Source organism: Borrelia venezuelensis (genome assembly GCF_023035835.1).
Taxonomy (GTDB): domain Bacteria; phylum Spirochaetota; class Spirochaetia; order Borreliales; family Borreliaceae; genus Borrelia; species Borrelia turicatae.
Map to the genome: position 1 here is coordinate 283,079 of NZ_CP073220.1, position 21,131 is coordinate 304,209.

At 31.1% G+C, this 21,131-nt stretch carries 24 protein-coding genes; all 24 read right to left on the reverse strand.

The genetic code is table 11. The annotated features are described in order from the left end of the window. From bvRMA01_RS01335 to fliF, 24 genes are read right to left on the reverse strand one after another with little or no spacing between them, the layout of a single operon-like run. Nucleotides 1-486, reverse strand: a complete 486-nt coding sequence (locus bvRMA01_RS01335; protein ID WP_247031640.1) for a hypothetical protein — start codon at nucleotides 484-486, stop codon at nucleotides 1-3. Between the two features lie 5 nt (nucleotides 487-491). Beyond that, nucleotides 492-1,379, reverse strand: coding sequence for a MinD/ParA family protein (locus bvRMA01_RS01340; RefSeq protein ID WP_041178566.1), 888 nt, complete (start codon nucleotides 1,377-1,379; stop codon nucleotides 492-494). 12 nt (nucleotides 1,380-1,391) lie between these two features. After that, nucleotides 1,392-2,558 (reverse strand): flagellar biosynthesis protein FlhF, encoded by a 1,167-nt coding sequence (flhF, locus tag bvRMA01_RS01345; RefSeq protein WP_247031642.1) that lies wholly within the window; start codon nucleotides 2,556-2,558, stop codon nucleotides 1,392-1,394. Nucleotides 2,559-2,562: 4 nt separating this feature from the next. Then, nucleotides 2,563-4,653 carry a flagellar biosynthesis protein FlhA gene (flhA, locus tag bvRMA01_RS01350; protein WP_247031644.1) on the reverse strand — a complete coding sequence of 697 codons (2,091 nt, stop codon included), beginning with the start codon at nucleotides 4,651-4,653 and terminating at the stop codon, nucleotides 2,563-2,565. 8 nt (nucleotides 4,654-4,661) lie between these two features. Continuing rightward, nucleotides 4,662-5,783, reverse strand: a complete 1,122-nt coding sequence (gene flhB, locus bvRMA01_RS01355) for a flagellar biosynthesis protein FlhB (RefSeq protein ID WP_247031646.1) — start codon at nucleotides 5,781-5,783, stop codon at nucleotides 4,662-4,664. Next, nucleotides 5,780-6,568, reverse strand: coding sequence for a flagellar biosynthetic protein FliR (gene fliR, locus bvRMA01_RS01360; RefSeq protein WP_247031648.1), 789 nt, complete (start codon nucleotides 6,566-6,568; stop codon nucleotides 5,780-5,782). The genes flhB and fliR overlap by 4 nt, the downstream gene beginning before the upstream one ends. A 15-nt stretch (nucleotides 6,569-6,583) precedes the next feature. Beyond that, nucleotides 6,584-6,847, reverse strand: a complete 264-nt coding sequence (gene fliQ, locus bvRMA01_RS01365; RefSeq protein WP_011772231.1) for a flagellar biosynthesis protein FliQ — start codon at nucleotides 6,845-6,847, stop codon at nucleotides 6,584-6,586. Nucleotides 6,848-6,856: 9 nt separating this feature from the next. Continuing rightward, entirely contained in the window at nucleotides 6,857-7,621 is a 765-nt protein-coding gene (fliP, locus tag bvRMA01_RS01370; protein ID WP_041178441.1) for a flagellar type III secretion system pore protein FliP, read from the reverse strand. 9 nt (nucleotides 7,622-7,630) lie between these two features. After that, nucleotides 7,631-8,275: a flagella biosynthesis regulatory protein FliZ gene (locus bvRMA01_RS01375; RefSeq protein ID WP_247031650.1), complete on the reverse strand. Its 645-nt coding sequence runs from the start codon at nucleotides 8,273-8,275 to the stop codon at nucleotides 7,631-7,633. After that, entirely contained in the window at nucleotides 8,268-8,612 is a 345-nt protein-coding gene (gene fliN, locus bvRMA01_RS01380; RefSeq protein ID WP_011772234.1) for a flagellar motor switch protein FliN, read from the reverse strand. Before fliN ends, bvRMA01_RS01375 begins: the two co-directional genes overlap by 8 nt. 49 nt (nucleotides 8,613-8,661) lie before the next feature. Then, nucleotides 8,662-9,720 carry a flagellar motor switch protein FliM gene (gene fliM, locus bvRMA01_RS01385; RefSeq protein ID WP_011772235.1) on the reverse strand — a complete coding sequence of 353 codons (1,059 nt, stop codon included), beginning with the start codon at nucleotides 9,718-9,720 and terminating at the stop codon, nucleotides 8,662-8,664. Between the two features lie 19 nt (nucleotides 9,721-9,739). Next, complete coding sequence (gene fliL / locus bvRMA01_RS01390) at nucleotides 9,740-10,273, reverse strand: flagellar basal body-associated protein FliL (RefSeq protein ID WP_247031652.1); 534 nt, start codon at nucleotides 10,271-10,273, stop codon at nucleotides 9,740-9,742. A 41-nt stretch (nucleotides 10,274-10,314) separates the two neighbouring features. Next, nucleotides 10,315-11,100 carry a flagellar motor protein MotB gene (motB, locus tag bvRMA01_RS01395; protein WP_247031654.1) on the reverse strand — a complete coding sequence of 262 codons (786 nt, stop codon included), beginning with the start codon at nucleotides 11,098-11,100 and terminating at the stop codon, nucleotides 10,315-10,317. Further along, complete coding sequence (locus tag bvRMA01_RS01400) at nucleotides 11,100-11,885, reverse strand: motility protein A (RefSeq protein WP_011772238.1); 786 nt, start codon at nucleotides 11,883-11,885, stop codon at nucleotides 11,100-11,102. The genes motB and bvRMA01_RS01400 overlap by 1 nt, the downstream gene beginning before the upstream one ends. Next, the gene (locus tag bvRMA01_RS01405) at nucleotides 11,882-12,103 is read right to left on the reverse strand and encodes a flagellar FlbD family protein (RefSeq protein ID WP_011772239.1); all 222 of its coding nucleotides are present in this window, start codon (nucleotides 12,101-12,103) and stop codon (nucleotides 11,882-11,884) included. The genes bvRMA01_RS01400 and bvRMA01_RS01405 overlap by 4 nt, the downstream gene beginning before the upstream one ends. 17 nt (nucleotides 12,104-12,120) lie before the next feature. After that, nucleotides 12,121-13,449, reverse strand: coding sequence for a flagellar hook protein FlgE (gene flgE, locus bvRMA01_RS01410; protein WP_247031656.1), 1,329 nt, complete (start codon nucleotides 13,447-13,449; stop codon nucleotides 12,121-12,123). A 4-nt stretch (nucleotides 13,450-13,453) separates the two neighbouring features. After that, on the reverse strand, nucleotides 13,454-13,888 hold the full coding sequence (gene flgD, locus bvRMA01_RS01415; RefSeq protein WP_011772241.1) for a flagellar hook assembly protein FlgD: 435 nt from the start codon (nucleotides 13,886-13,888) through the stop codon (nucleotides 13,454-13,456). 12 nt (nucleotides 13,889-13,900) lie between these two features. Further along, the gene (locus bvRMA01_RS01420; RefSeq protein ID WP_247031658.1) at nucleotides 13,901-15,070 is read right to left on the reverse strand and encodes a flagellar hook-length control protein FliK; all 1,170 of its coding nucleotides are present in this window, start codon (nucleotides 15,068-15,070) and stop codon (nucleotides 13,901-13,903) included. 3 nt (nucleotides 15,071-15,073) lie between these two features. Continuing rightward, nucleotides 15,074-15,688 carry a periplasmic-type flagellar collar protein FlbB gene (locus bvRMA01_RS01425; protein ID WP_247031660.1) on the reverse strand — a complete coding sequence of 205 codons (615 nt, stop codon included), beginning with the start codon at nucleotides 15,686-15,688 and terminating at the stop codon, nucleotides 15,074-15,076. Continuing rightward, complete coding sequence (locus tag bvRMA01_RS01430) at nucleotides 15,685-16,113, reverse strand: flagellar protein FlbA (protein ID WP_247031662.1); 429 nt, start codon at nucleotides 16,111-16,113, stop codon at nucleotides 15,685-15,687. The genes bvRMA01_RS01425 and bvRMA01_RS01430 overlap by 4 nt, the downstream gene beginning before the upstream one ends. Then, nucleotides 16,110-17,417, reverse strand: coding sequence for a FliI/YscN family ATPase (locus bvRMA01_RS01435; protein ID WP_247031664.1), 1,308 nt, complete (start codon nucleotides 17,415-17,417; stop codon nucleotides 16,110-16,112). The genes bvRMA01_RS01430 and bvRMA01_RS01435 overlap by 4 nt, the downstream gene beginning before the upstream one ends. Nucleotides 17,418-17,433: 16 nt before the next feature. Then, on the reverse strand, nucleotides 17,434-18,354 hold the full coding sequence (fliH, locus tag bvRMA01_RS01440; protein WP_247031666.1) for a flagellar assembly protein FliH: 921 nt from the start codon (nucleotides 18,352-18,354) through the stop codon (nucleotides 17,434-17,436). A gap of 14 nt (nucleotides 18,355-18,368) precedes the next feature. Beyond that, on the reverse strand, nucleotides 18,369-19,403 hold the full coding sequence (fliG, locus tag bvRMA01_RS01445) for a flagellar motor switch protein FliG (RefSeq protein WP_041178445.1): 1,035 nt from the start codon (nucleotides 19,401-19,403) through the stop codon (nucleotides 18,369-18,371). 15 nt (nucleotides 19,404-19,418) lie between these two features. Then, nucleotides 19,419-21,125, reverse strand: a complete 1,707-nt coding sequence (fliF, locus tag bvRMA01_RS01450) for a flagellar basal-body MS-ring/collar protein FliF (RefSeq protein ID WP_247031668.1) — start codon at nucleotides 21,123-21,125, stop codon at nucleotides 19,419-19,421. Between the last annotated feature and the right edge of the window lie 6 nt (nucleotides 21,126-21,131).

Consider the following 21,131-nt stretch of genomic DNA (forward strand, 5'->3'; position numbering starts at 1 on the left):
TTATTCCTTTTTATTAATCAAACTCTTAATAGTCTCAGCAACAATTTTTGGATCAGTATTCTCAACATGTGAAATTTGATCTAATAACTTACTATTTAATTTACTCTCTTTAGCAACTGTGTCATATTTACTCAATTTGTCTGAAAGACTATAATTGTCATTATCACCACTTTTATTATTATCAAGATGAATATTTTTAGAAAAAGAATTCTTATCATCTGTTTCAGGCTTACAGTTACTATTCTCATCAATATCCTTCTTCCTTGTATCATTACTCAAACTATCATCTTTAAAAAGATCATACAAATATTTCTTGTATATAAATTCAAGTAAAAGTCCAATACAAAAAAAAACTATAAACTGAAAAACCGCTCTAAACAATACTGTAATAAAAGGCACGCGAGCAAAAATGCCAAGAATCACCGCAAGAACAAATGCAAACGCACTAAATAATAAAACATACTTGCGTCTTTTAGTAAATAACATATTACCTATTCCATCCCAAAAAATTTAGATATAAAACCTATGACACCTCTTCTTTTTTTATTATCAAGAGTAATTTCTTCAAGAGCAGCCACAATAGAATCAAGACAATAACTAGCCTTACTATTGGGATTTAATAAAATAAAAGGTCTTTGTTTAAAAACAGAATTCCTAATATTTTGATCTTCATAAACATATCCTAAATAATCAATATTTAAATTCAAAAACTGACTTGATATATCAATAACTTTTTTAGCCACTCCTTTTCCCTCACTTACATTAGCCACTCTATTGACAACCAGTCTTAAATTTTTTAAATTTTCCATTTTATGAGATAAAACCTTGATTATACCATAAGCATCCGTTATAGAAGTAGGTTCTGGTGTTGTAACAATAACTACATCATCACTAGAAAACAAAAACGAAATAACCTGTCTTGAAATTCCAGCACTGGTATCTATTATCACTATATCATATTCATAAACTTTTAATAACTCCTTTATAAACTGATTCATCTCGGTCTCTGATAAATCTAAAAGTTCTGTTGTCCCAGAAGCACCAGCTAAAAGATCAATATTATATTCTGTCTTTGTTATTACGTCCTTAATACCTCGCCCTTGCATAATCATGTGATAAATACTGTACTTTGGAATGACTCCAAGCAAAATATTAATATTAGCCATACCAATATCTGCATCAAAAACTAAAACTTTTTTACCAAGATTTGCATATTTAAGAGCAAGACCCACAGCAATATTACTTTTGCCAACACCACCTTTACCACTAGTAACAGCAATAAATCTTGTTCTATTATTTTGAATTTTATCATCAACAACAAAACTAGCCCTATTATTCAATCTCATAATATCACGTAAACTTTGAGCCTGATCTTCTATCATATATTATCCTTAATAATAAGATTTACCTTTTAGCTTTCGAATAAATTCAATATCATCACTTATTCTATATCCATTTATTTTTTTGATAAAGGTAAGCGGTTCTGCAATACTAATATTATGAGGAACAATTTGCCCATCAGTAACATAAGAAACTTCCTTTCTCATTTCATGAATTAAACTTATTAAATTACCAACACATGTTGTCTCATCTAACTTCGTAAAAATCACGGTCTTGTAGCTAAAGGGAGAAAATTGATGAAATATTTCTTTAATATCTGCCGTCTTTGTAGTAGAGCTGACAGCCAAATGAAATTCAGCATCACGACCACAAGCATTAAGAAGTTCCTTCATCTCAGCAAGTTTCATAAAATCTTTAGGACTCTTACCAATTGTATCAATAAGAACAAGATCAAAATCCTTTGACTGTGTAATTTCTTCTTTTAAATCTTTAAAAGATTCAATCGCCTTAACAGGAATCCCCATAATATCACCATATGTTTGAATTTGTTTCTTAGCTCCTATACGATAGTTATCAATGGTAATAATCTTAATATTCAAACTCTTATCATCACTATTAATTCCATAGATCGCTGCAAGTTTTGCAATAGTAGTGGTCTTCCCAACACCCGTTGGTCCAACTAAAATAAAAATTCTTTTCTTAAGATTATCAATAATAGAACCTGAACATTTAATAGTTTTAGCAATGTATATTATAACACTATCTCTAACTTTATCATAATCATCAAGATCTGATAAACTAAACTCTCTCTTAATAAAATTATTAATATCTCTAATGTAACTTTCAGAAAAATCATTACTACGTAAAATATCTTCTATTTTTAAAATTGTTGGATGATTAATTTCTTCCTTTTTATGTGCAAGTTCATTTTTTAGAGATTTAACTTCCTTAATTACATCCTCAATTGAAGAACTCTCTTCTTTTTTAATGCTTTGAAGAATTTTACGCTTCTCCTCTTCGACATTTATTTGTTGTTGTCCAATGTCATATCTAACATAACCTGAAACTTCAATCCAATCTCTACTAAACAAGCCAAATATTCCTCCATGAGCTATTGTCTTATAAGTCATAACTCTAGCATTCTTTCCATATTTCTTCTTAACAGTTTCTATGACCTCATTATAGGTCGGACCTCTTTCTGTAAAATACTGAACCATAATACTACTCTTCAACCTCTACTGTTTTAAGCACATTAACTTTAACATTTTTAGGAACCTCTAAAACAGATATAACAACAATATCTGGAAGTTCTCTACTGGTCAAGACCCTTATTACAGGTCGTGCGGATTCACTCGATAGTACAACAGGATAATATCCTTGTGATTGAACCTCATTTACAAGTCTAAAAAGTTCATAAATAAATTTAGTTTTTAAATTTGGATCAAGAGAACTTATAAGATCGTTATTCGTCTCAAATCGTGAATCAATTATTTTTTGCTCAAATTCTGGATTTATTGTTATCACATTAAGTTCTAAATTAGAATTTAAATATCCACTAACTATCTGTCTTCCAATTGCTTGTCTACATTTTTCAATTAAAAAAAATGTATCTTTAGTAATACTCGTAAAGTCTGCTATTGTTTCAAAAATTGTCACTAAATTACGTATTGAGACTTGTTCTTTTAAAAGACCTTGTAACACTCTTTGAATTTCTCCCACTGAAAAATCCTTTAAAACTTCTTCAACAATAGCTCCATAATCTTTTTTAAAAAGATCAAGAATATTTTGAACATCCTGACGTGTCAAAATCTCACAAGCATGCCTCTTAATAAGTTCAGTCATATGAGTAGCAATAATTGAAGGAGGATCAACTACAGTATAACCTAATTTTTCAGCAATTTCCCTCCCATTGTCATTTACCCAAAGAGATGGAAGTCCAAATGAAGGATCTTTTGTCAGATCTCCTTCAATACCAGAATCAGATCCCACATTTATAACCAAAAACTTACCTAACTTAATTTCCCCATGTCCAATCTCTACTCCCCTAAGCTTAAATGAATACTCATTTGGTTCAAGTCGCATATTATCCACTATTCTAATCTTAGGCACAACTATTCCCAATTCAAGAGCAATTTCACGACGTATTTTCACAATACGATCAAGAAGTTCTGAGGTCTTTGAATCATCAACTATTGGAACAAGATTATACCCAATCTCTAAAGCCAATGGATCTAGTGGTACTACAGGAGCAATCTCCTTATCAGCATAACTTAATATTTGCTCTTCGGCTTTTTGTTTTTCACGAAGTTCTCTATTCCTATCTAAGTTAGACAGTGAATAAGCTAAAAAGGCTATCAACATACCTAAAAGAATGAGTATTAATGTAGGGAACCCTGGAAGAAATGCCAAAAATAATAAAAACCCAGATACAATCCAATAAATTCCTGAATAGGAAGTAAATTGTTCAATAATCTCAACTCCAAAACTATTTTTTGATATCGATCTAGTAACAATAAGCCCTGTTGCTGTTGAAATTAACAACGCTGGAAGCTGAGAAACAAGTCCATCCCCAACAGTCAAAGACACATAATTATTGACCGCATCGCTAAAACTAAGTCCTTGAAGAGTAACCCCTATTATAAGTCCTCCAAGAATATTTATAAGCGTTATTAAAAATCCAACCTTCACATTGCCTGACACAAATTTAGAAGCACCATCCATAGCACCATAAAAATTTACTTCAGCTTGCAAATCATTTTTCTGCCTTGTAGCTTCCTCTTCTGTTAAATTTCCAGAACTATAGGCAGAATCAATAGCCATCTGTTTTCCAGGAAGAGCATCAAGAGCAAAACGAGCGGCCACTTCAGCAACTCTTGTAGAACCCTTAGTGATAACAATAAATTGAACTGCAATTATAATAAGAAATATTATAAAACCAACAAAGAGACCTTGAGTTCCAGAACTTCCAACAACAAATGTTCCAAAGGCCCTTATCATTTGACCATCAAAACTTATTCCTTTTATCAAAATTAATCTAGTAGAAGAAATATTTAAAACAAGACCAAAAATGGTCATCACAAGTAAAAGCGTTGGAAAAACTGAAAAATCAAGTGAACGTTTAGAATAAAGAACAATAAGCATAACTAAAAGACTTATTACCAAATTAACTGCAATCAAAGCATCTAAAATAAATGCAGGAAGTGGCAAAATAAAACTAGCAACAACAAGTATTAAACCAACTGAAACTACCAAGTCAGCTTTATTATTAAGTCCAAAATATACTAATACAGAGTTTTTTCTTGCATCCAACAACTTAACCTCTAATTAAATTTTTTAGCGATAGAATACACTTTCACAAGAATTTTAGAAACAATTTCCCAATATTCTCTTGGAATTTCTTCATTAACATCAACATTAGCATAAAGATCCCTTGCAAGAGGCTTATTTTCCATCACAGGAATATTATTTTCCCTGGCAATTTGCTTAATTACAAATGCAATTTCATCTTGCCCCTTTGCAAGCACCCTTGGTGCTAACATAGTATTACTATCCCACTTAATAGCAACAGCAAAATGTTCCGGATTCGTAATTACTACATCCGCTTGAGGAACCGTTACTTTTAAATTAGCATTCAAAATTTCTCTCATTCGCTCCCGCATTCTAGAACGAAGCAGAGGATCTCCTTCCATTTCTTTTCTCTCTTGCTTCACTTCTTCTTTTGTCATTTTCAAAATTTCAATATAACGAGTTCTTTGAAAAAGATAATCCAATATACTAATACCTATCAATACTATTACTGAAAAAAAACATATTCTGTAAGCAAGACTTAATATAACAGAAATACCATCTTCAAGACTATATTCAAACATTCTTGAGATTTTACCTATATTGCTTCTTAGCATTATATAATATATAAAAGATATTATAGCAATTTTTGATAAACTTTTAAACAAATTAAAAAAAGCATCAAATGAACCAAAAGAATTTTTAATCCACTTTGAAAAATTTGGATTTACTCTATCCCATTTGGGAACTATAGGTTTAAAGGTTATCAAAAAGCCAACTTGCACAACGTTAATTAAAAAAACAACTATAAACGATATCAAAAGAAATACAATCACATATCCAAGCATCGATCTAATATATGCAAACCCCAATGAATAAATACTAATCGATATTATCTCTGGAAGCTTACCAGCTTGCCACCTAAAAACATCCATTAATTCGTAAGCAAAATAAGATAACATAAAGAAAAACACAGCAAATAATATGCAAAGAGTAACTGCCATATTAATTTCGGTTGATTTTAATACTTGCCCTTCTTCTCTTGCTTTTTGTTTTTTTTGTTCAGTAGGAAGTTCAGTTCTACCCTCATCCTCTGAGGCAAAAAAATTAAGAGGGATATACCAATTTTTACTTAAAAATTCATTTCTAGTATTCATTTTAAGGTCTCAGAAAATAAATTTAAAGCATTCCTCATAGATTCTAAAGCAAGTTCAATTACTCTCTTAACTGACATCACCAAACTTGGAAAACCAATATATAAAATAATTAATCCCAATCCCAACGAAACTGCAAAACTAATCATTAATAAATTAATCTGGGGAGAGGTCTTTGCAAGTATGCCTAAAATTAAATATAAAAGTAAAAGAACTCCCAATATTGGAAGAGAAATTATCAAAGCTTTTTCAAAAAGAATAGCAAAAGAATAAAACATCAACTCAATAAATTCATAATTTTTTATATTAACCATATTTTCAACTCTAACATTTAAAACAGAATCATGCACTCCAATCATAAAGAAACGTAATAAAACATTATTTGATAAAAATAAAAGCAAAAAAAGACAAGTAAATATTTGAGATATTACTAAATTATCCTCTTCTGCAAAAATATCGAAAATATTTGCATAAGCAAGACCCATCTGATTTGAGAAAAAAAATCCAAGCAAATGAAAAACACTGAAAATTATGCTTACAAAAAAAGCCTGAATAAGACCTAAAATAGCTTCTCCTGCCAATATCAACGTAAATGCAATCAAATTATCTAAAGGGTAAACAACATTTATCTTATCTACAACAATAATAGACAAAATTAAAGCAAAGAAAAAATTTAAATAACTCATTCTTATAGTTGCAAAAAAAGGTGAAAACCTTAGGAAAAGAAAAATCCTAACAAACACAGGCAAAATCACAAAAGATTTTAAAACTAAAAAATTCATATTCATACTTTAATCCATACATTATATATTTTGTATTTGACTAAAAACCATAAAAGCAAAAAGCATAAGCTTTTTCAAAATCCAAGGACCAAATATAACAAGAGTTAAAAGTATTATAATAATCTTAGGAATAAAACTAAGTGTTTGATCTTGAATAGATGTAACAGCTTGAAAAATTGAAATTAGAAGACCAACTATAAGAGCTGTAATCAACATTGGCGCTGAGAGAATAATAATATTCTCAATAGAAATTCTAATTAAATAAATAATTTGTCCTGTTGTCATTTAAATCCTTCACATAAAGCTTTTCACAAGCCCACTAGTAATCAAAGTCCAACCATCTACCATTACAAAAAGCATAAGTTTAAATGGTAAAGATATCATTACAGGCGGCAACATTATCATTCCCATCGCCATTAAAACGGCAGCTACAATAATGTCTATCACTATGAATGGTAAAAATATTAAAATGCCCATTTTAAAAGCAACTTTCAGCTCGTGCAAAACAAAAGATGCAATAAGAACATGAGTAGGAACTTCACTAAAATTCTTAGGCCTGGGATAATTACTAATACTCATAAACAATCTAATCTCTTCATGCTTACTATTAGACATTTGCTTATACATAAAATTTCTAAGAGGAGCAATTCCCCTATCATAAAATTCATTAAAACCTATTTTTGAGTCCTGAAGAGGCAAATATGCTTCTTTATATATTATGTTAAAAGTTGGCCACATAGTAAAAAGAGTTAAAAATAAAGCCAATCCCATTATTACCTGATTAGGTGGTGATTGTTGAAGTGATAATGCCCTTCTAATAAAATCTAATACTATTGCTATCCTTAAAAAAGAAGTCATCAAAACTAAAAAAGCTGGAGAAAGAGTTATTATAGTTAATATCAATAACAGTTGCAAAGGAAAAATTATTCCACCGCCAACAGAATTTACAAGATCAACAAACGGAAAATTTAAACCAGTAGTAGTTTGCAAAGATTTAGTTTGAGCAAATGCAAAATTTATAACTCCAAAAAATAAGAAAAAACTTAATTTTTTACTCAAATTCAACCTCTAAAACTTTTTCAGCCTATCTTGTTTACTTTTTAACGAAGTCTCAATATCATTCTCCAATGCCGCATACTCAGTCTTATCAAAAGATAATTCATCTTTTTTGTTCTTACGCAATATTTTATTAAAAATTGACTTAAATGAAGTTATATCACTAAGACTTTTAGCTTTATCAAGCTCAAATTTTAAATTATCTAGTTCTTCACCCTGTTTGATCTCTCTTAGCAAAATAGAAGAATTACTTGATACCAAAAATACATAAACATTACCTAGTATATTGATAACCCTTACAGAATTTTTATTATCTATTTCATAAAAAGCAAGCTCTCTTATAAAATTTGATTTATAACTATTTTTAACTTTCTTATGATTTAGAATCATTTTCTTGAACAAAAAGATACAAATAAGAAAAAAAAGAAAGAACAAAAATATAGTAACTAAATCTGAAATACTGAAAAGAGATATATTTTGTATATCTTTATTATTCAAATTAGCCTTATCACCCTCAAATATCGGTAAATTAACCTCATTCTCTAAACTAGAAGAAGAAATATCTAAATCAACTTCATTCTCCTGTGCAAACAAATTTTTAAAAAAAAATATAAAAATAATTAAAAACACAAACTTAAATAAAGTTAGTCTACTCATTTTTAATTTTAATTATTTCGGTAATTCTAACACCAAAATTCTCATCAATTACAACAACCTCTCCTTTAGCTATCACTTTACCATTTACCAAAATATCTACAGGCTCACCAGCAAGTTTATCAAGTGTAATAATCGTTCCCTCAGACATGCCAAGTATATCTTTTATTTTACGCTCAGTTCTACCAAGTTCAACAGTGACTTGCATAGAAACATCCATCAAAAGACCAAAATTACTAGGATCAACACCTTCAGGCAAAGTATCAATTAAATCAGGAAGTTTAACACCCTTTATCTCAGGTTTCTCTTCACCAATATCACTCTTATCATCTATAGCCATTAATTCACCTCTTCATTAAACTTATTAACACATTTAAACTTTCAACAACCTATTCAACCTCTTCCGTGAGTTCCTTTAACAAATCAAAATCCTCTACTTCACCAACTTTTTCTGTAACCTGAACTGAAATCTTATTTCCAACAAGACCCATTCTACACTTAAATTTCTGTTTAGTCCCTACCTTTAAGATCAAATCCTTATCTATTGGAGAATTTTCAAGATTAAGCACATCACCTTTTGCTAAGGATAATATTTCTCTTACCTTTAATTTAACCTCTCCGATTTCAGCCACTAAAAGCATATCTGTATTCTCAAGCTTTTCTCTAAGGATGTCAAGATTTTCACTAGTAGTGCCTACACCAATTAAAGAATGCCAATATCTTGTTGAAAGCTTAGATACAATAGGCTCTATTGTAATATAAGGCAAACAAAAATTCATAAGCCCTTCAACTTTACCTATCTTAACTTCAAGAGTTACTAAAATAACCATTTCTGTTGGAGGAACTATTTGGGCAAATTGAGGATTAACCTCTATATGCCCAAAACGAGGCCTAAGATCGACTACCTGCGACCAAGCTTCTCTCATGTTAGCAAGTATACGGATAATAACACTTTCCATGACAGACTGTTCTATTTCTGTTAAATCTCTACTCTTATCCTTAATAGTATCTCCATCTCCTCCAAAAAGTCTATCAACTATTGCAAACGCAATGGTTGGATCAACCTCAAATATAGCAGAACCCTTAAGAGGATCCATGTTAATTATTGCTAAAGTAGTAGGATTTGGAATAGATCTAATAAACTCTTCATAAGTCAACTGATCAACTGAAGCTACATGTACATGAACCATCTTTCTCAAAAGTGCTGAGAGTGAAGTTGTAGTATACCTTGCAAATGCTTCATGAAAACTTGATACTGTCCTTACTTGTTCTTTTGAGAATTTATCTGGTCTTTTAAAATCATAAACTTTAATTTTCTGTTTCTTGCCCATAGGACTGGATATGATATTAGAAAGTGAATCATCTGATGATAAATTATCAGATGAATTAATAGATTCTAAAAGACTATCTATATCATCTTGTGATAATGCTCCCGGATTACCTGCCATTCAAAATTCCTTTTAAAAATCACATATCAAAAATATCAATTTGTGTTAATGCTATCTCTTTTATTTCACCATTTCTAAGAATACTATTAATTCTAGCCTTAATTTCCGCCTTAATCTGACTTTCGTTCTTTATCTCTTGTCCTGTTCTTTGACTAAAATATTCTCTAATAATATCTTTTAACCGCACTTTCTGTCTTCCAAGCTCACTTAAAATATTTACATTATTCTCAGCATAACCTAACGCAAGTTTTATGACAAAAGTCTTTGGAGGAGTATCTTGAGTAGTTCCCCTAATTTCATCTATGCTTTCATACCATATAAGCATAGGGGGTTTTCCCAAATATTCATTAGAAAAAATTGGAAAATTATTAGGTGCCCCACTTTGACTTACTACCATCTTAGAAACAAAATAAGCAACTATTATCATAACAACAACAGTAAATAATCCTATTGCTAATATTTGCAAGATTTTTATTATAACATCAGGTAGAAGTCCCATTCTTTTACTATCCGCACCACCTACATCAATACTACCATCATCTCTCTCAGGCATATTACCTCCTATAAATTTCTTCTTTCATTACTAAAACATTATTAGTGATTAATACCTTTAGTAGAACTCAAAGAAGCATCACTAGTAATCAAAATATCTATTCTTCTATTATAAGCTCTACCTTCAGGAGTATCATCTGTAGCAACCGGTCTACTTCCCGCAAATCCAGATACCTCAAATTTACTCTCAATGCTTTGTATCTTAGACTGATCGGTGTAATTCAAAATCTGCTCTAACATATTTACTGCTCTTGCCGATGAAAGCTCCCAATTGCTTTTCCAAATTCCATTTATATTAACATCAACATTGTCTGTATGTCCTTCGATTTTAAAATTATACCCTTGATTATCCAAAAACCCAATAAAAGAAGCTATCTTTTGTATAGTTTCCCTATTATCATCAAGCTTAACCTCAGCACTAGCTGAATCAAAAAAAGCATCGGCCAAAAGAGATACAACAACACCGCGTTCATAATGTCTCACAATAACCCTATTAGACTGAATCTTTTCAATAAATTCAATAATAGACTTATTTTTAGACGCCTGAGAAGCTTGCTTATTCTTCTCAGTAGAGGGTAAAGACATAAAACTATTACTCAAATAAGAAAGCTTATTAATATCTAAGGTCTTTCCGCCCTTAAAAAATCCGGATCCTGTAAATGAAGCTGACATTATTTTTAATACATTTTCTTTGAGAATAATATCATTTAATGAAAACATAGTAACAAAAAAAATAAGTAACAAGGTAACCATGTCTCCATACGTTAACATATATTCAGGAGTACCTTCAGCACACTTTGAACGCTTCTTCCTATCTCTCAATGACATCACTCACCCCCAAGAATACCGCTTCCAAGCTGACTCCTATCTTTAGGAGTTAAAAACGTTACCAATTTTTGTTCTAAAATTCTAGGGTTATCCCCTGCCTGGATTGATAAAATACCCTCAACGATCATCGTCTTAACTGATGCTTCCTCAATATCTATAGACTCTAATTTAATTTGAATAGGAAGCAACATTAAATTTGCCATTATTGTACCATAAAGAGTTGTAATAAGAGCAACAGCCATAGAAGAACCAAGAGCTGATCTGTCTTCTAAATTCCCAAGAAGAGCTATAAGCCCAATAAGCGTACCTGTCATTCCAAAAGCAGGAGCAAGCTTTGCCCAAGTTCCAAAAAGATCAGCACCAATCTTATGTCTCTCTTGCATTTGATCAAGTTCAAGATAAAGCATAGTTCTAATTATCTCAGGATCAGCACCATCAACAACAAGTCTCATTCCAGACTTAAAAAAAGGATCATTGATTTGATCAAGTTCATCATCAAGAGATAAAAGCCCTTCTTTTCTGGCTTTTTCTGAGAGTTCAACTAAAGTCTTTATAATGAAAACTTTACCAAAAGAACTCTTTTTAAAGAACAATCCTAGATATGTAGGAATTCTCTTTACAGTGGGAATCTCTGAGGAAGCCACAAGTGCAGAAAAAGAACCAACAACCGTAATAAACACAGAACTCAAATCCCAAAAAACCCCTAATCCTGTAGGAGTAAATGCCATAGAAATTAAAATAGCACCAAATCCAACGCCCCATCCAACTATACTAGCTAAATTCATAGCTCAACTCCCTTATTCTCTTGTATAATTCTATCTAACAAAGCAATCTCTCTCCTACACATCTTGATTTTATCCACAACCTCTACTACATCTTCTTTTACAATCAATTTTTTACCATTCATAAGAAGAATCGTAGTATCAGGATTAGCCTCAATACTCTCAATATGACAAGGATTTAAATAATACCCATCGCCATTAAGTTTAGTTACATAAATCATAAACTAAAACAAAAAAATTAATTCTTAAGTCTTACAAGCTCTTGTAATAACTGATCCGAAGTGGTTATAGTTTTAGCATTAGCCTGAAAACCTCTTTGAGTAACTATCATATCTGTAAATTGTTCAGCAAGATCAACATTAGCCATTTCTAAAACTCCTGCTCTAATAGTACCAAGACCTGCCAAACCAGTTTCACCTATCCTAGCCTGACCTGAATTACTTGTCTCACTAAAATTAGTATCACCTACCTTTGCAAGTCCTCCAGGATTAACAAATGAAGCAAGCGCAATTTTGCCAATATCTCGTCTAATACCATTTGAATAAACTCCCATTATTATGCCATTTTGATCTATTTCATAGTTTTCCATATATCCCATACCATATCCATCTTGAATAATAGCCTTTGTAGTACTTGCATCAGCAAATTGAGTAATTGAATCAGTATAACTACCAACATTACCAAGTCTAAGATTAATAGTTTGCTGCTCACCAACTTCTCCGGCATTAGCATTCACAACACCAAAAGTTATAGGAAACTCAAGTAAATCACCAGGCTGACCTGCCTGACCATTTAAAGAAAGCAATGCTCCTTCATTATTAAAGCCTATTGTAAAATTGGAATTTGTCTCTCCATTTACTAAAACTGTAGCGTTCCATAAATTAGGAGTAGTTGTATCCTTTACAACTCTAAGTTCAACAACACTAGTATTTCCAAAACTATCATAAATAGTCTTATTAACAACCCAAGTACCACGAGCAACATCCACTTCACTTGCACCTTCCTCAATTATAGGTAATCTTTTATCAAGATTACAAGCAAAAGTAATGTGTTCAGTAGCCTTAGCACTTTCTTTATCCCCAATAGGAATAACTAAATCTTCAACATCAGCAGATGTATTAATAACCTGTTCTCCTCCAATAGACTTTGCCATCCAACCTTGAATTCTCATACCATTTGCAGGATTTACAAGACGCCTATTAGAATCAACATCAAATGCACCAGCTCTTGTATAAAAAGAATTATTACCATCTCTTAAAATAAAAAAACCATTACCACTAATTCCAAGATCAGAAGCTTTTTGGGTACTTTGAAAGGATCCTTGAGTATGAATAGTATCAATAGTAGCAACACTCATTCCAAGACCAACTTGTTTTGGATTAACACCTCCGCGCCCATCAGTAGGACGAGACGCTCCAGAAATACTCTGAGATATCATATCTTGAAAATTAACTCTTCCTTTCTTAAAACCAATAGTATTAACATTGGCAATGTTATTACCAACAACATCCATTCTTGTTTGATGATTCTGAAGACCAGAAACACCAGAATATAAAGACCTCATCATATAACTACTCCTCCAATCCTACTGACAAAATATTATTATAAACATAATACTTGCCATCAATCATAATTTGTGGAACTATTCCTGTTTTAATATTTGTAACTTTACCCTTAATAATCTCTCCATCAACATGTTCAAATTCAACTATTTTGCCCAATAAATCCAAATCCTTATTTATACCAAGAACAGATGAGAGGCTTTCAAAAGATTTACTCATATTTGTCATTTGTTCAAGAGCTGAGAATTGTGCCATTTGAGCAATAAACTCTTTATCTTTCATTGGATCTGTAGGATCTTGATATTTAAGTTGAGTAATAAGTAGTTTCAAAAAATCATCTCGACCAAGATTATTACCCTTCACACCTCTTTGTACCTTAGAATTAGATATTTCCTTAGCTCGGCCTATACCGACTAAATTGTCAATATAATCAACTCTACCCATCTATCCTCCATTTTAAACAATAAAATTAATACTTTTTTCTAAATCACCAGAAATCTCAACATTATCCTCAATTTTAAAGATATTATTCTTATTCAAAGAAAATGATTGGCTCTCAACATCATCCTCAAAATTACCAGAAAAAAATCCAGAACCACTACCTGCAAGAAAAAGATTTAAACTAGTATTAAAACCATTATCATTTAACATTTTACTGATTGAATACATATTTTGTTCAAAAAGAGTCCTAACATTATGATTGTCAACTATAATCTTACCTAATAAATTATTATTAGAATCAAGATTTAAATTAATTCTTATACTACCAAGTCTTTTGGGCTTTAAAATCAGCCTAATTTCTCCTGTATCATTCGATTTTAACACAATTTTGGCCTTGTTCACAATATTATGATTTATTTTTAAATTCCATTCTGACATTAAATTATCAGCAATGTGACCAATAAAAGATCCTTTAACAGGTTTTGCATTAAAACTAGAAAGATCACCTATAAATTCTGTCAATCCATCAAACGTTTCTTTAAGACCATATTTGCGAACACAATTTTCACTATCAATTAACCTAAACCTAGAACCTGAATTAAAAAATTCCTTAACACTATCATTTTTTTTAAAATTTTTAACATCAATACCAATAACATTTTTTTCCCTCTCTCTCTTTACAATATTCAAATCTCTATGATTAGAATTAAGATCAACACTTAAAACATCAAAATTAAAAAGAGAAGTTACATTATCAAACAAAATGTTAAGATCAGATAGAACTTTTTCAAAATTTTTTAATATTTCTATTTTGTCACTAAGTTCAGAATCAAAAGACAAACTCTCACTTAAAACTTTCAGACTATCAATATCAAATAAATTATTCACCTTTTTTATTAAAGATTTTAAATCAGACACGAAACCGTTATCACTAAATTTTTCAAAGGCAAAGGGCTTCTTTAAAGAGATATTCTTAAAATCCTTACTTATAAGGCCATTACTTTTTAAAAATTTTAAAAAGTCTAGTATTGAATCCCTAAACTTAGACAGATTTTGAACCTCTGAAGAAATAAGATCTGAAAAAACACCCTTTTTAGCTTGACTAAAAATACCACCTACATTCACAAAATTAAAATCCTTGTTTAGACTTGGCAAACTAACAATAATCTTACTTACATTATTCATACATTACTCCAACGAACTAACAGACATTTTTCTAATTAGTATAGCGGCCTTCTTAGAATCCATAAGAGACAACCAATAAGGCACAATAGACGCACGTCCCTCTTTTTTAGCAATATCTTCCACCTTACGCATATAAGATATTGCAATCTCATCATTAAGTTCTTCAAGCCTCTTAACAGCATCCTTTGGTGGCATATTAATTAAATATAAAGCAGCCTGAGCAAAATTTGCGTCTTCATCTTTATATTTATTGACAATATCATCGATTACTTTCTGTTTCAGATCTAAATCTTTTTGCTTTTGATTAAGTTCGGCTTCTAACTTATTCAAACTATCTTCTCTCTTTTTCAATTCTTCTCTCAATTTTTCAACCTGCTGACCTTTAATATAAATCGCCTCTTTTTCCTTTATCATTCTAATCTCTTCAAGACTAATATGTGTATATTCAGGTGGCTGAGCATCTCCCTTAAAAAGTAAAGCCCTGATATACACAGGCAAATAATCTCTAGTTTGATATATGCCAAATAAATCGACCAAAAAAAATGAAAACACTAAGAAAAAAATAACTAAAAATAACCACAAAAAAAATCTAAGTAAAAATGACAAGCAATCATTCATTGATTATTCCCTAATTTTTTACAAATTCTATAATTAACATATTCATCCAAAAACAAGCTTTCGCTTTTTACTTTTTCTTTAATTATAGTATCATTTAAAGTTTTTATTAATATGTCAACCTTTTTTTCTTCTCCATATTTCTTCAAATAAATATCATGATACTTATCATACTCATGCTTAAGTTTTTCAAGCTTTTTCAACCCTTTCCCTTTTCTATAAGTCAAATAATCTAAATAATTTCCTTTTGAAAAAACATCCATATTGTTTAATTTGTTTAAACCTGCAAAAATTCCTTCTAAAAATTCTTCTATTTTTGAAATCTTATTATTTACATTCACTAAAGCGTTTTCGCTAGACTTCCTATCATAAGTCCTAATACTCAATATTTTTTCAAAAATTTTTTTCTTAAAAATTAAATCATTCAAGCTAATATTTCTCTCAATTCACTATCCAAATTTTCAAAATCAAACTCTTCTTGTATTCCTTGAGACAAAAAATCAATAATCTTTGGATATTTTGCAACTGCCAAATCAACTTCTTTATTAGAACCTTTAATATAAATTCCCGTCTTAATTAAATCTTCATAACTTTTATAAATTGATAATAAATCCCTAATTTTAGATATCAATTTTTGTTTTTCAAAATTTACTATTCTATGAAGAGATCTTGAAGTAGAACTCAAAATATTTACAGAAGGATAAATCCCTCTATCAGATAAATCTCTATCCAAAATAATGTGTCCATCTAAAACAGCTTTCATATTATCAGCTATTGGTTCTGTAAAATCATCACCCTCAACAAGCACAGTATAAAACCCTGTAATACTACCCTTAGAATTAAGTCCTGAACGCTCAAGCAAAATAGGAATTTCTACAAAAACAGAAGGGGGATATCCTTTAGTAGCAGGTGGCTCTCCCATAGAAAGACTAATTTCCCTTTTAGCATTTGCAAATCTTGTAATTGAATCAAACAGCAACATAACATCCATCCCACAATCTCTAAAATATTCAGCTATTAATGTTGCGGTATAAGCCCCTTTATATCTTGCGATAGGAGATGCATCAGAGGTTGAAACAATCAAAACACTTCTCTTAAAGCATTCTTCTCCAAGATCATATTTAATAAACTCATTAAGCTCACGGCCTCTCTCACCAATAAAGGCAATAACATTAACATCTGCCTTAGAATTTTTAGCAATCATACCAAGCAAAGTAGACTTACCAACACCCGCACCTGAGAAAATGCCTACACGTTGTCCCTTTGCAACTGGTAAAAACCCATCAAGAACTTTAACACCAGTAACTATTTGCTCAGAAAAAACACCTCTACTTAAAGGATTAATATTACTAAAACTTAATTCTTTATAATAATTACAAAAAAACTGCCCCTTATTATCAATAGGTCTACCAAGAGAATCAATCACCCTACCAAGTAATTCATCGCTAAGATTAATCTGAAGCTTTTTACCTAAAGAGCAAACTTGATCGCCAATCTCAATTCCATCAAATCCTTCATAAGCCATAAGATTAACAAACGATCCATTTAAACCTAAAACTTCAGCATATATTTTCTTACCACTTCTCTGCTCTATTAAACATAAATCACCAATACCACATTTTGGACCCAAACTTTCTACTAAGAGCCCTTTAATCTTCCTTACTTTACCAATAAGAGATATAGGCTCAACATCATCCAATATTTTTGAATAACCTTCAAAAAAGATGTCCATCAATATTCCTTAATCCCTAAAATATAGAAGAAAAATTTTTAAATTTCTCCTCTATTCTATCCAGTTGGGATGAAATTCGTGCATCTATTTCCCCAAAATCAGTCTCAATAATACATCCACCCTTGCCTATATTAACGTCTTCAACAACTTCTAGATTTTTTATAAAATCAAATTTAGAAATAAACTCATGTTTTTGATGACTCACAACATCTATATCATCAAGATTAACACGAATAATAATATTTGTTTTGCTTTTTACTTTCTTTAAAGCCTCATTTATATTTTCTATGACAACACCTGTCTGAGAATCTATAATTTTTTTAACTACCTTAACTGCAATCTGCATAACAAGATTCATTATGTGTTCCCCTGAGGATTCAAGGATCTCCTTCCTCTTTGCAACCAAAGAAGATATTATGCTATTTAACTTTCCTAATATTTTATCACAATCTTCACGTCCCTTATTAAACCCTGCATCATACCCTTCATTTCTTCCTCTTGCAATTTCCGTTTCAAGTTCCCTTTTTAATCGCTCTTCATGTTCCCTAACTATTTTTTCAATTTCTAAATTAGACTCTTGCTCAATAGCCCCTTTTTTGTTCTCAGCTTCCTTTTGCAAAGCTTCAGCTCTCTCACTAGCCAAACTTACTATTTTGTTAGCCTGTTCTTTAGCTTCTTCAAGAATCTTAGAACATTCAGCATCTATTTCCTTTTTAGCAAACTCATGTTCACGTTCAATTTCCTCTTGAAGTTTTGCTCTTTGATTCATTAAGTCTTCAAGTTCATTGCGAAGCTTAATGCTACGACTATCTATGTCACAAAGTTCATTTTCTTTTCTCTTAATTTCTAACGATTTAAAAATAGGATTTGTAATCTCAACAAACTCTAACTTTACTGCATTTACAACTTCTTTTGATTTATATAAAACCTTAGGCAAATACAACTCCTTCCTCAGACAAGTACATCTTCTTCACCACCCCTTGAGATTACTATTTCACCCTGCTCTTCTAATTTTCTAATAAGAGAAACAATTTTTTGCTGAGCTTCCTCAACATCCTTACGTCTAGTAGGCCCCAAAAATTCCATATCTTCCTTAAGCATTCCAGCAGCCCTCTTAGACATATTTTTAAAAATCTTATCTTGAACAGGTGCATCAACTGATTTTAAAGCTTTTGCTAACTCCTGACCATCTATTTCTCTTAAAATTCTCTGTATTGATCTATCATCAAGAAGAACAATATCTTCAAATACAAACATTTTCTTTTTAATTTCCTCTGCAAGTTCAGGATCCTCTTCTTCAAGGGATTCAATAATAAATTTCTCTGTCTTTCGATCGGCCATGTTAATTATTTCAACAACATTATCAACGCCTCCAGCTGAAGTATAATCCTCTGAAGATAAAGAAGCTAACTTTTTCTCAAGCACTCTCTCAACTTCTCTTACCACTTCAGGAGAAGTTCTATCCATCAATGCAATTCTTCTTGCAACATTAGTCTGAATTTCAGTAGGAAGGCTAGAGAGAATAAATGAAGCCTTTTGAGGATCAAGATACGAAAGTATTAAAGCAATTGTCTGTGGATGTTCTTGTTGAATAAAGTTTAAAATATTAGCAGGATCTGCTCTCCTAACAAATTCAAAAGGCCTTGATTGCAAAGCAGAACCTAAATTATTAATAATATCTACCGCTTTTTGAGTACCAAGAGATTTCTCAAGAAGCTCCCTAGCATAATCTATTCCACCCTTTTGAATAAACTCTTGAGCCATCATCAACTCTTTAAATTCTAAGAGAACACTATCTTTAAGATCAGAAGTAACAACATCAAGTCTTGCTATTTCAAAAGTTAAAGATTCTATCTCCTCTTGAGATAAATACTTAAATATTTTAGATGAAATTTCAGAACCTATTGAAACTAACAAAATAGCAGCTTTCTGTTTTCCCGTTAAAGTAGAAACACCTAATATCTCTTTTTCTTTTTGCTCTTCCATATAAATTATTACCCTTTATACATTCTTCACAATCCATGTTCTAATAAGCTTAGCAACATCTTCTGGTTTCTCTCTAGCTAAAAGTTCAGCATTACTTTGAAGCTCATCCTCTTCTCTAATTCCACCAACAACATCATCAACACCAATATCATCGCTATCCATTAATGCTTGTTGGCGTCTTAAATGTGCTTGTCTTGAAAATTCTTCTTCTCTAAGGCGTCTTCTTCTCTCAAGTTCTCTAGACACAATGAAAAATACCATAAATATTAATATCAACAATGCAAATATTATACTTACTGTAAAAATAAGAAACTTAAATTTTTCAGTTGAAAAATAATCTTCATCTATCTTTCTAAATTCATTCACTCGATCAAAGGCAACATTCCTAATGGCAATTGAATCTCCCCTCTCAGGCTTATACTCAAAAGAACTCTGCAAAACATCTGTAATATTTTTTAAAGCTTCATCAGAAATAGGCTTATATTCCCTTTTACGCATGCCATTTTCTATAATAAAATTTCCAGACTCATCATAAACAAAATCCCAAACACCATCTATAAAAATACCAAGAGAAATCCCTGCAATCCTAGCAGGCTCCTTTTCGTTTAAAGATTTTTTCTCATTAAGAGCAACATTCTTTATTTCTTTAAACTCATTTGACTTACCGATAATATCACTTAAATCTCGGTATTCAGGAGGAGTATTACCTTCTTGACCAGGTGGCCCCCATGGACTATAACCTTGTCCCTCGTATTCTCTTTTATGCACTTGAGAAGAAAGCAATGTAGAATCACTAACTTTTCTTGTGTTATAAGAAACTTTTGGATCCTGAGGCTCAATCTCAATAGGAGCATACTCTTTAGATTCCGTAGTTTGACGAGAAGTATCAAGTGTCACATTAACTCTTGCAATCATAAACCTATCAACAGACAAAACCTTACTTAAAGCGGAATCAATTTCATCTCGAAGCATAGATTCATATTTTAATTTAAGCTTTCTTTCCTTTTCAGCCAAATCAATCCTATCAATGCCATCTAAATTAGAAAAATCATTTAAAACAGTCCCTTTATTATCAACAATAGCAATGTTATCTGATTCAAGACCCTCAATAGCATATTGAATCAGCTTAACAAGTCCTTCCACTTTTTTACGATTAGTCACGATATCAGAACCAGGCTTAGGAGTGATTCTAACAGACGCTTTAACTGCTTCCTGTGATTCTTTAAAAAGAGCCTTTTCTGGCATCACAAGATTAATACTAACAGCATCAACATCATCAAGAGCAACAATATGCTGTTCAACAGCTCTTGTAATTGACCTTCTAAGATTAACATTTCTCTCAAAATCCGTAATGGTCCATCTAGCAATATCAAAAAGAGACCAAGGATCCATATGCACAGGAACAAGCTCTTCTCTTACAAGAATTGCTCTCATTTTTTTTGACATATTTTCATCACTTAAGTAAATTTTTCCATCAGCAGTAATAATATATTCAACACTTTCTCTATCCAATCTTTGCACTATTCTATCTAACAAGTACTGATCCTTAATGCCAACACCAAAAAGAGCAACACCTTGTTTTTTAGTAGAAAATCCTATTAAAAAAATAAATGCTAAAATTATGAATAAAGCAATAACACCAAAAGCCACTTTTTGAACCATACTGGCCTTTTTGAAATTTTTATTTACTGATGCAAAAAACTTAGTAATAAAATTGTTCAAACTGCA

Bases quoted from the DNA above. Each gene is read 5' to 3' on its own strand.
- bvRMA01_RS01335 (WP_247031640.1), bottom strand. From the start codon at position 486: ATGTTATTTACTAAAAGACGCAAGTATGTTTTATTATTTAGTGCGTTT.
- flhF (WP_247031642.1), bottom strand. From the start codon at position 2,558: ATGGTTCAGTATTTTACAGAAAGAGGTCCGACCTATAATGAGGTCATA.
- flhB (WP_247031646.1), bottom strand. From the start codon at position 5,783: ATGAATACTAGAAATGAATTTTTAAGTAAAAATTGGTATATCCCTCTT.
- fliR (WP_247031648.1), bottom strand. From the start codon at position 6,568: ATGAATATGAATTTTTTAGTTTTAAAATCTTTTGTGATTTTGCCTGTG.
- fliQ (WP_011772231.1), bottom strand. From the start codon at position 6,847: ATGACAACAGGACAAATTATTTATTTAATTAGAATTTCTATTGAGAAT.
- bvRMA01_RS01375 (WP_247031650.1), bottom strand. From the start codon at position 8,275: ATGAGTAGACTAACTTTATTTAAGTTTGTGTTTTTAATTATTTTTATA.
- fliN (WP_011772234.1), bottom strand. From the start codon at position 8,612: ATGGCTATAGATGATAAGAGTGATATTGGTGAAGAGAAACCTGAGATA.
- fliM (WP_011772235.1), bottom strand. From the start codon at position 9,720: ATGGCAGGTAATCCGGGAGCATTATCACAAGATGATATAGATAGTCTT.
- fliL (WP_247031652.1), bottom strand. From the start codon at position 10,273: ATGCCTGAGAGAGATGATGGTAGTATTGATGTAGGTGGTGCGGATAGT.
- motB (WP_247031654.1), bottom strand. From the start codon at position 11,100: ATGTCATTGAGAGATAGGAAGAAGCGTTCAAAGTGTGCTGAAGGTACT.
- bvRMA01_RS01400 (WP_011772238.1), bottom strand. From the start codon at position 11,885: ATGAATTTAGCTAGTATAGTTGGATGGGGCGTTGGATTTGGTGCTATT.
- bvRMA01_RS01405 (WP_011772239.1), bottom strand. From the start codon at position 12,103: ATGATTTATGTAACTAAACTTAATGGCGATGGGTATTATTTAAATCCT.
- flgE (WP_247031656.1), bottom strand. From the start codon at position 13,449: ATGATGAGGTCTTTATATTCTGGTGTTTCTGGTCTTCAGAATCATCAA.
- flgD (WP_011772241.1), bottom strand. From the start codon at position 13,888: ATGGGTAGAGTTGATTATATTGACAATTTAGTCGGTATAGGCCGAGCT.
- bvRMA01_RS01420 (WP_247031658.1), bottom strand. From the start codon at position 15,070: ATGAATAATGTAAGTAAGATTATTGTTAGTTTGCCAAGTCTAAACAAG.
- bvRMA01_RS01425 (WP_247031660.1), bottom strand. From the start codon at position 15,688: ATGAATGATTGCTTGTCATTTTTACTTAGATTTTTTTTGTGGTTATTT.
- bvRMA01_RS01435 (WP_247031664.1), bottom strand. From the start codon at position 17,417: ATGGACATCTTTTTTGAAGGTTATTCAAAAATATTGGATGATGTTGAG.
- fliG (WP_041178445.1), bottom strand. From the start codon at position 19,403: ATGGAAGAGCAAAAAGAAAAAGAGATATTAGGTGTTTCTACTTTAACG.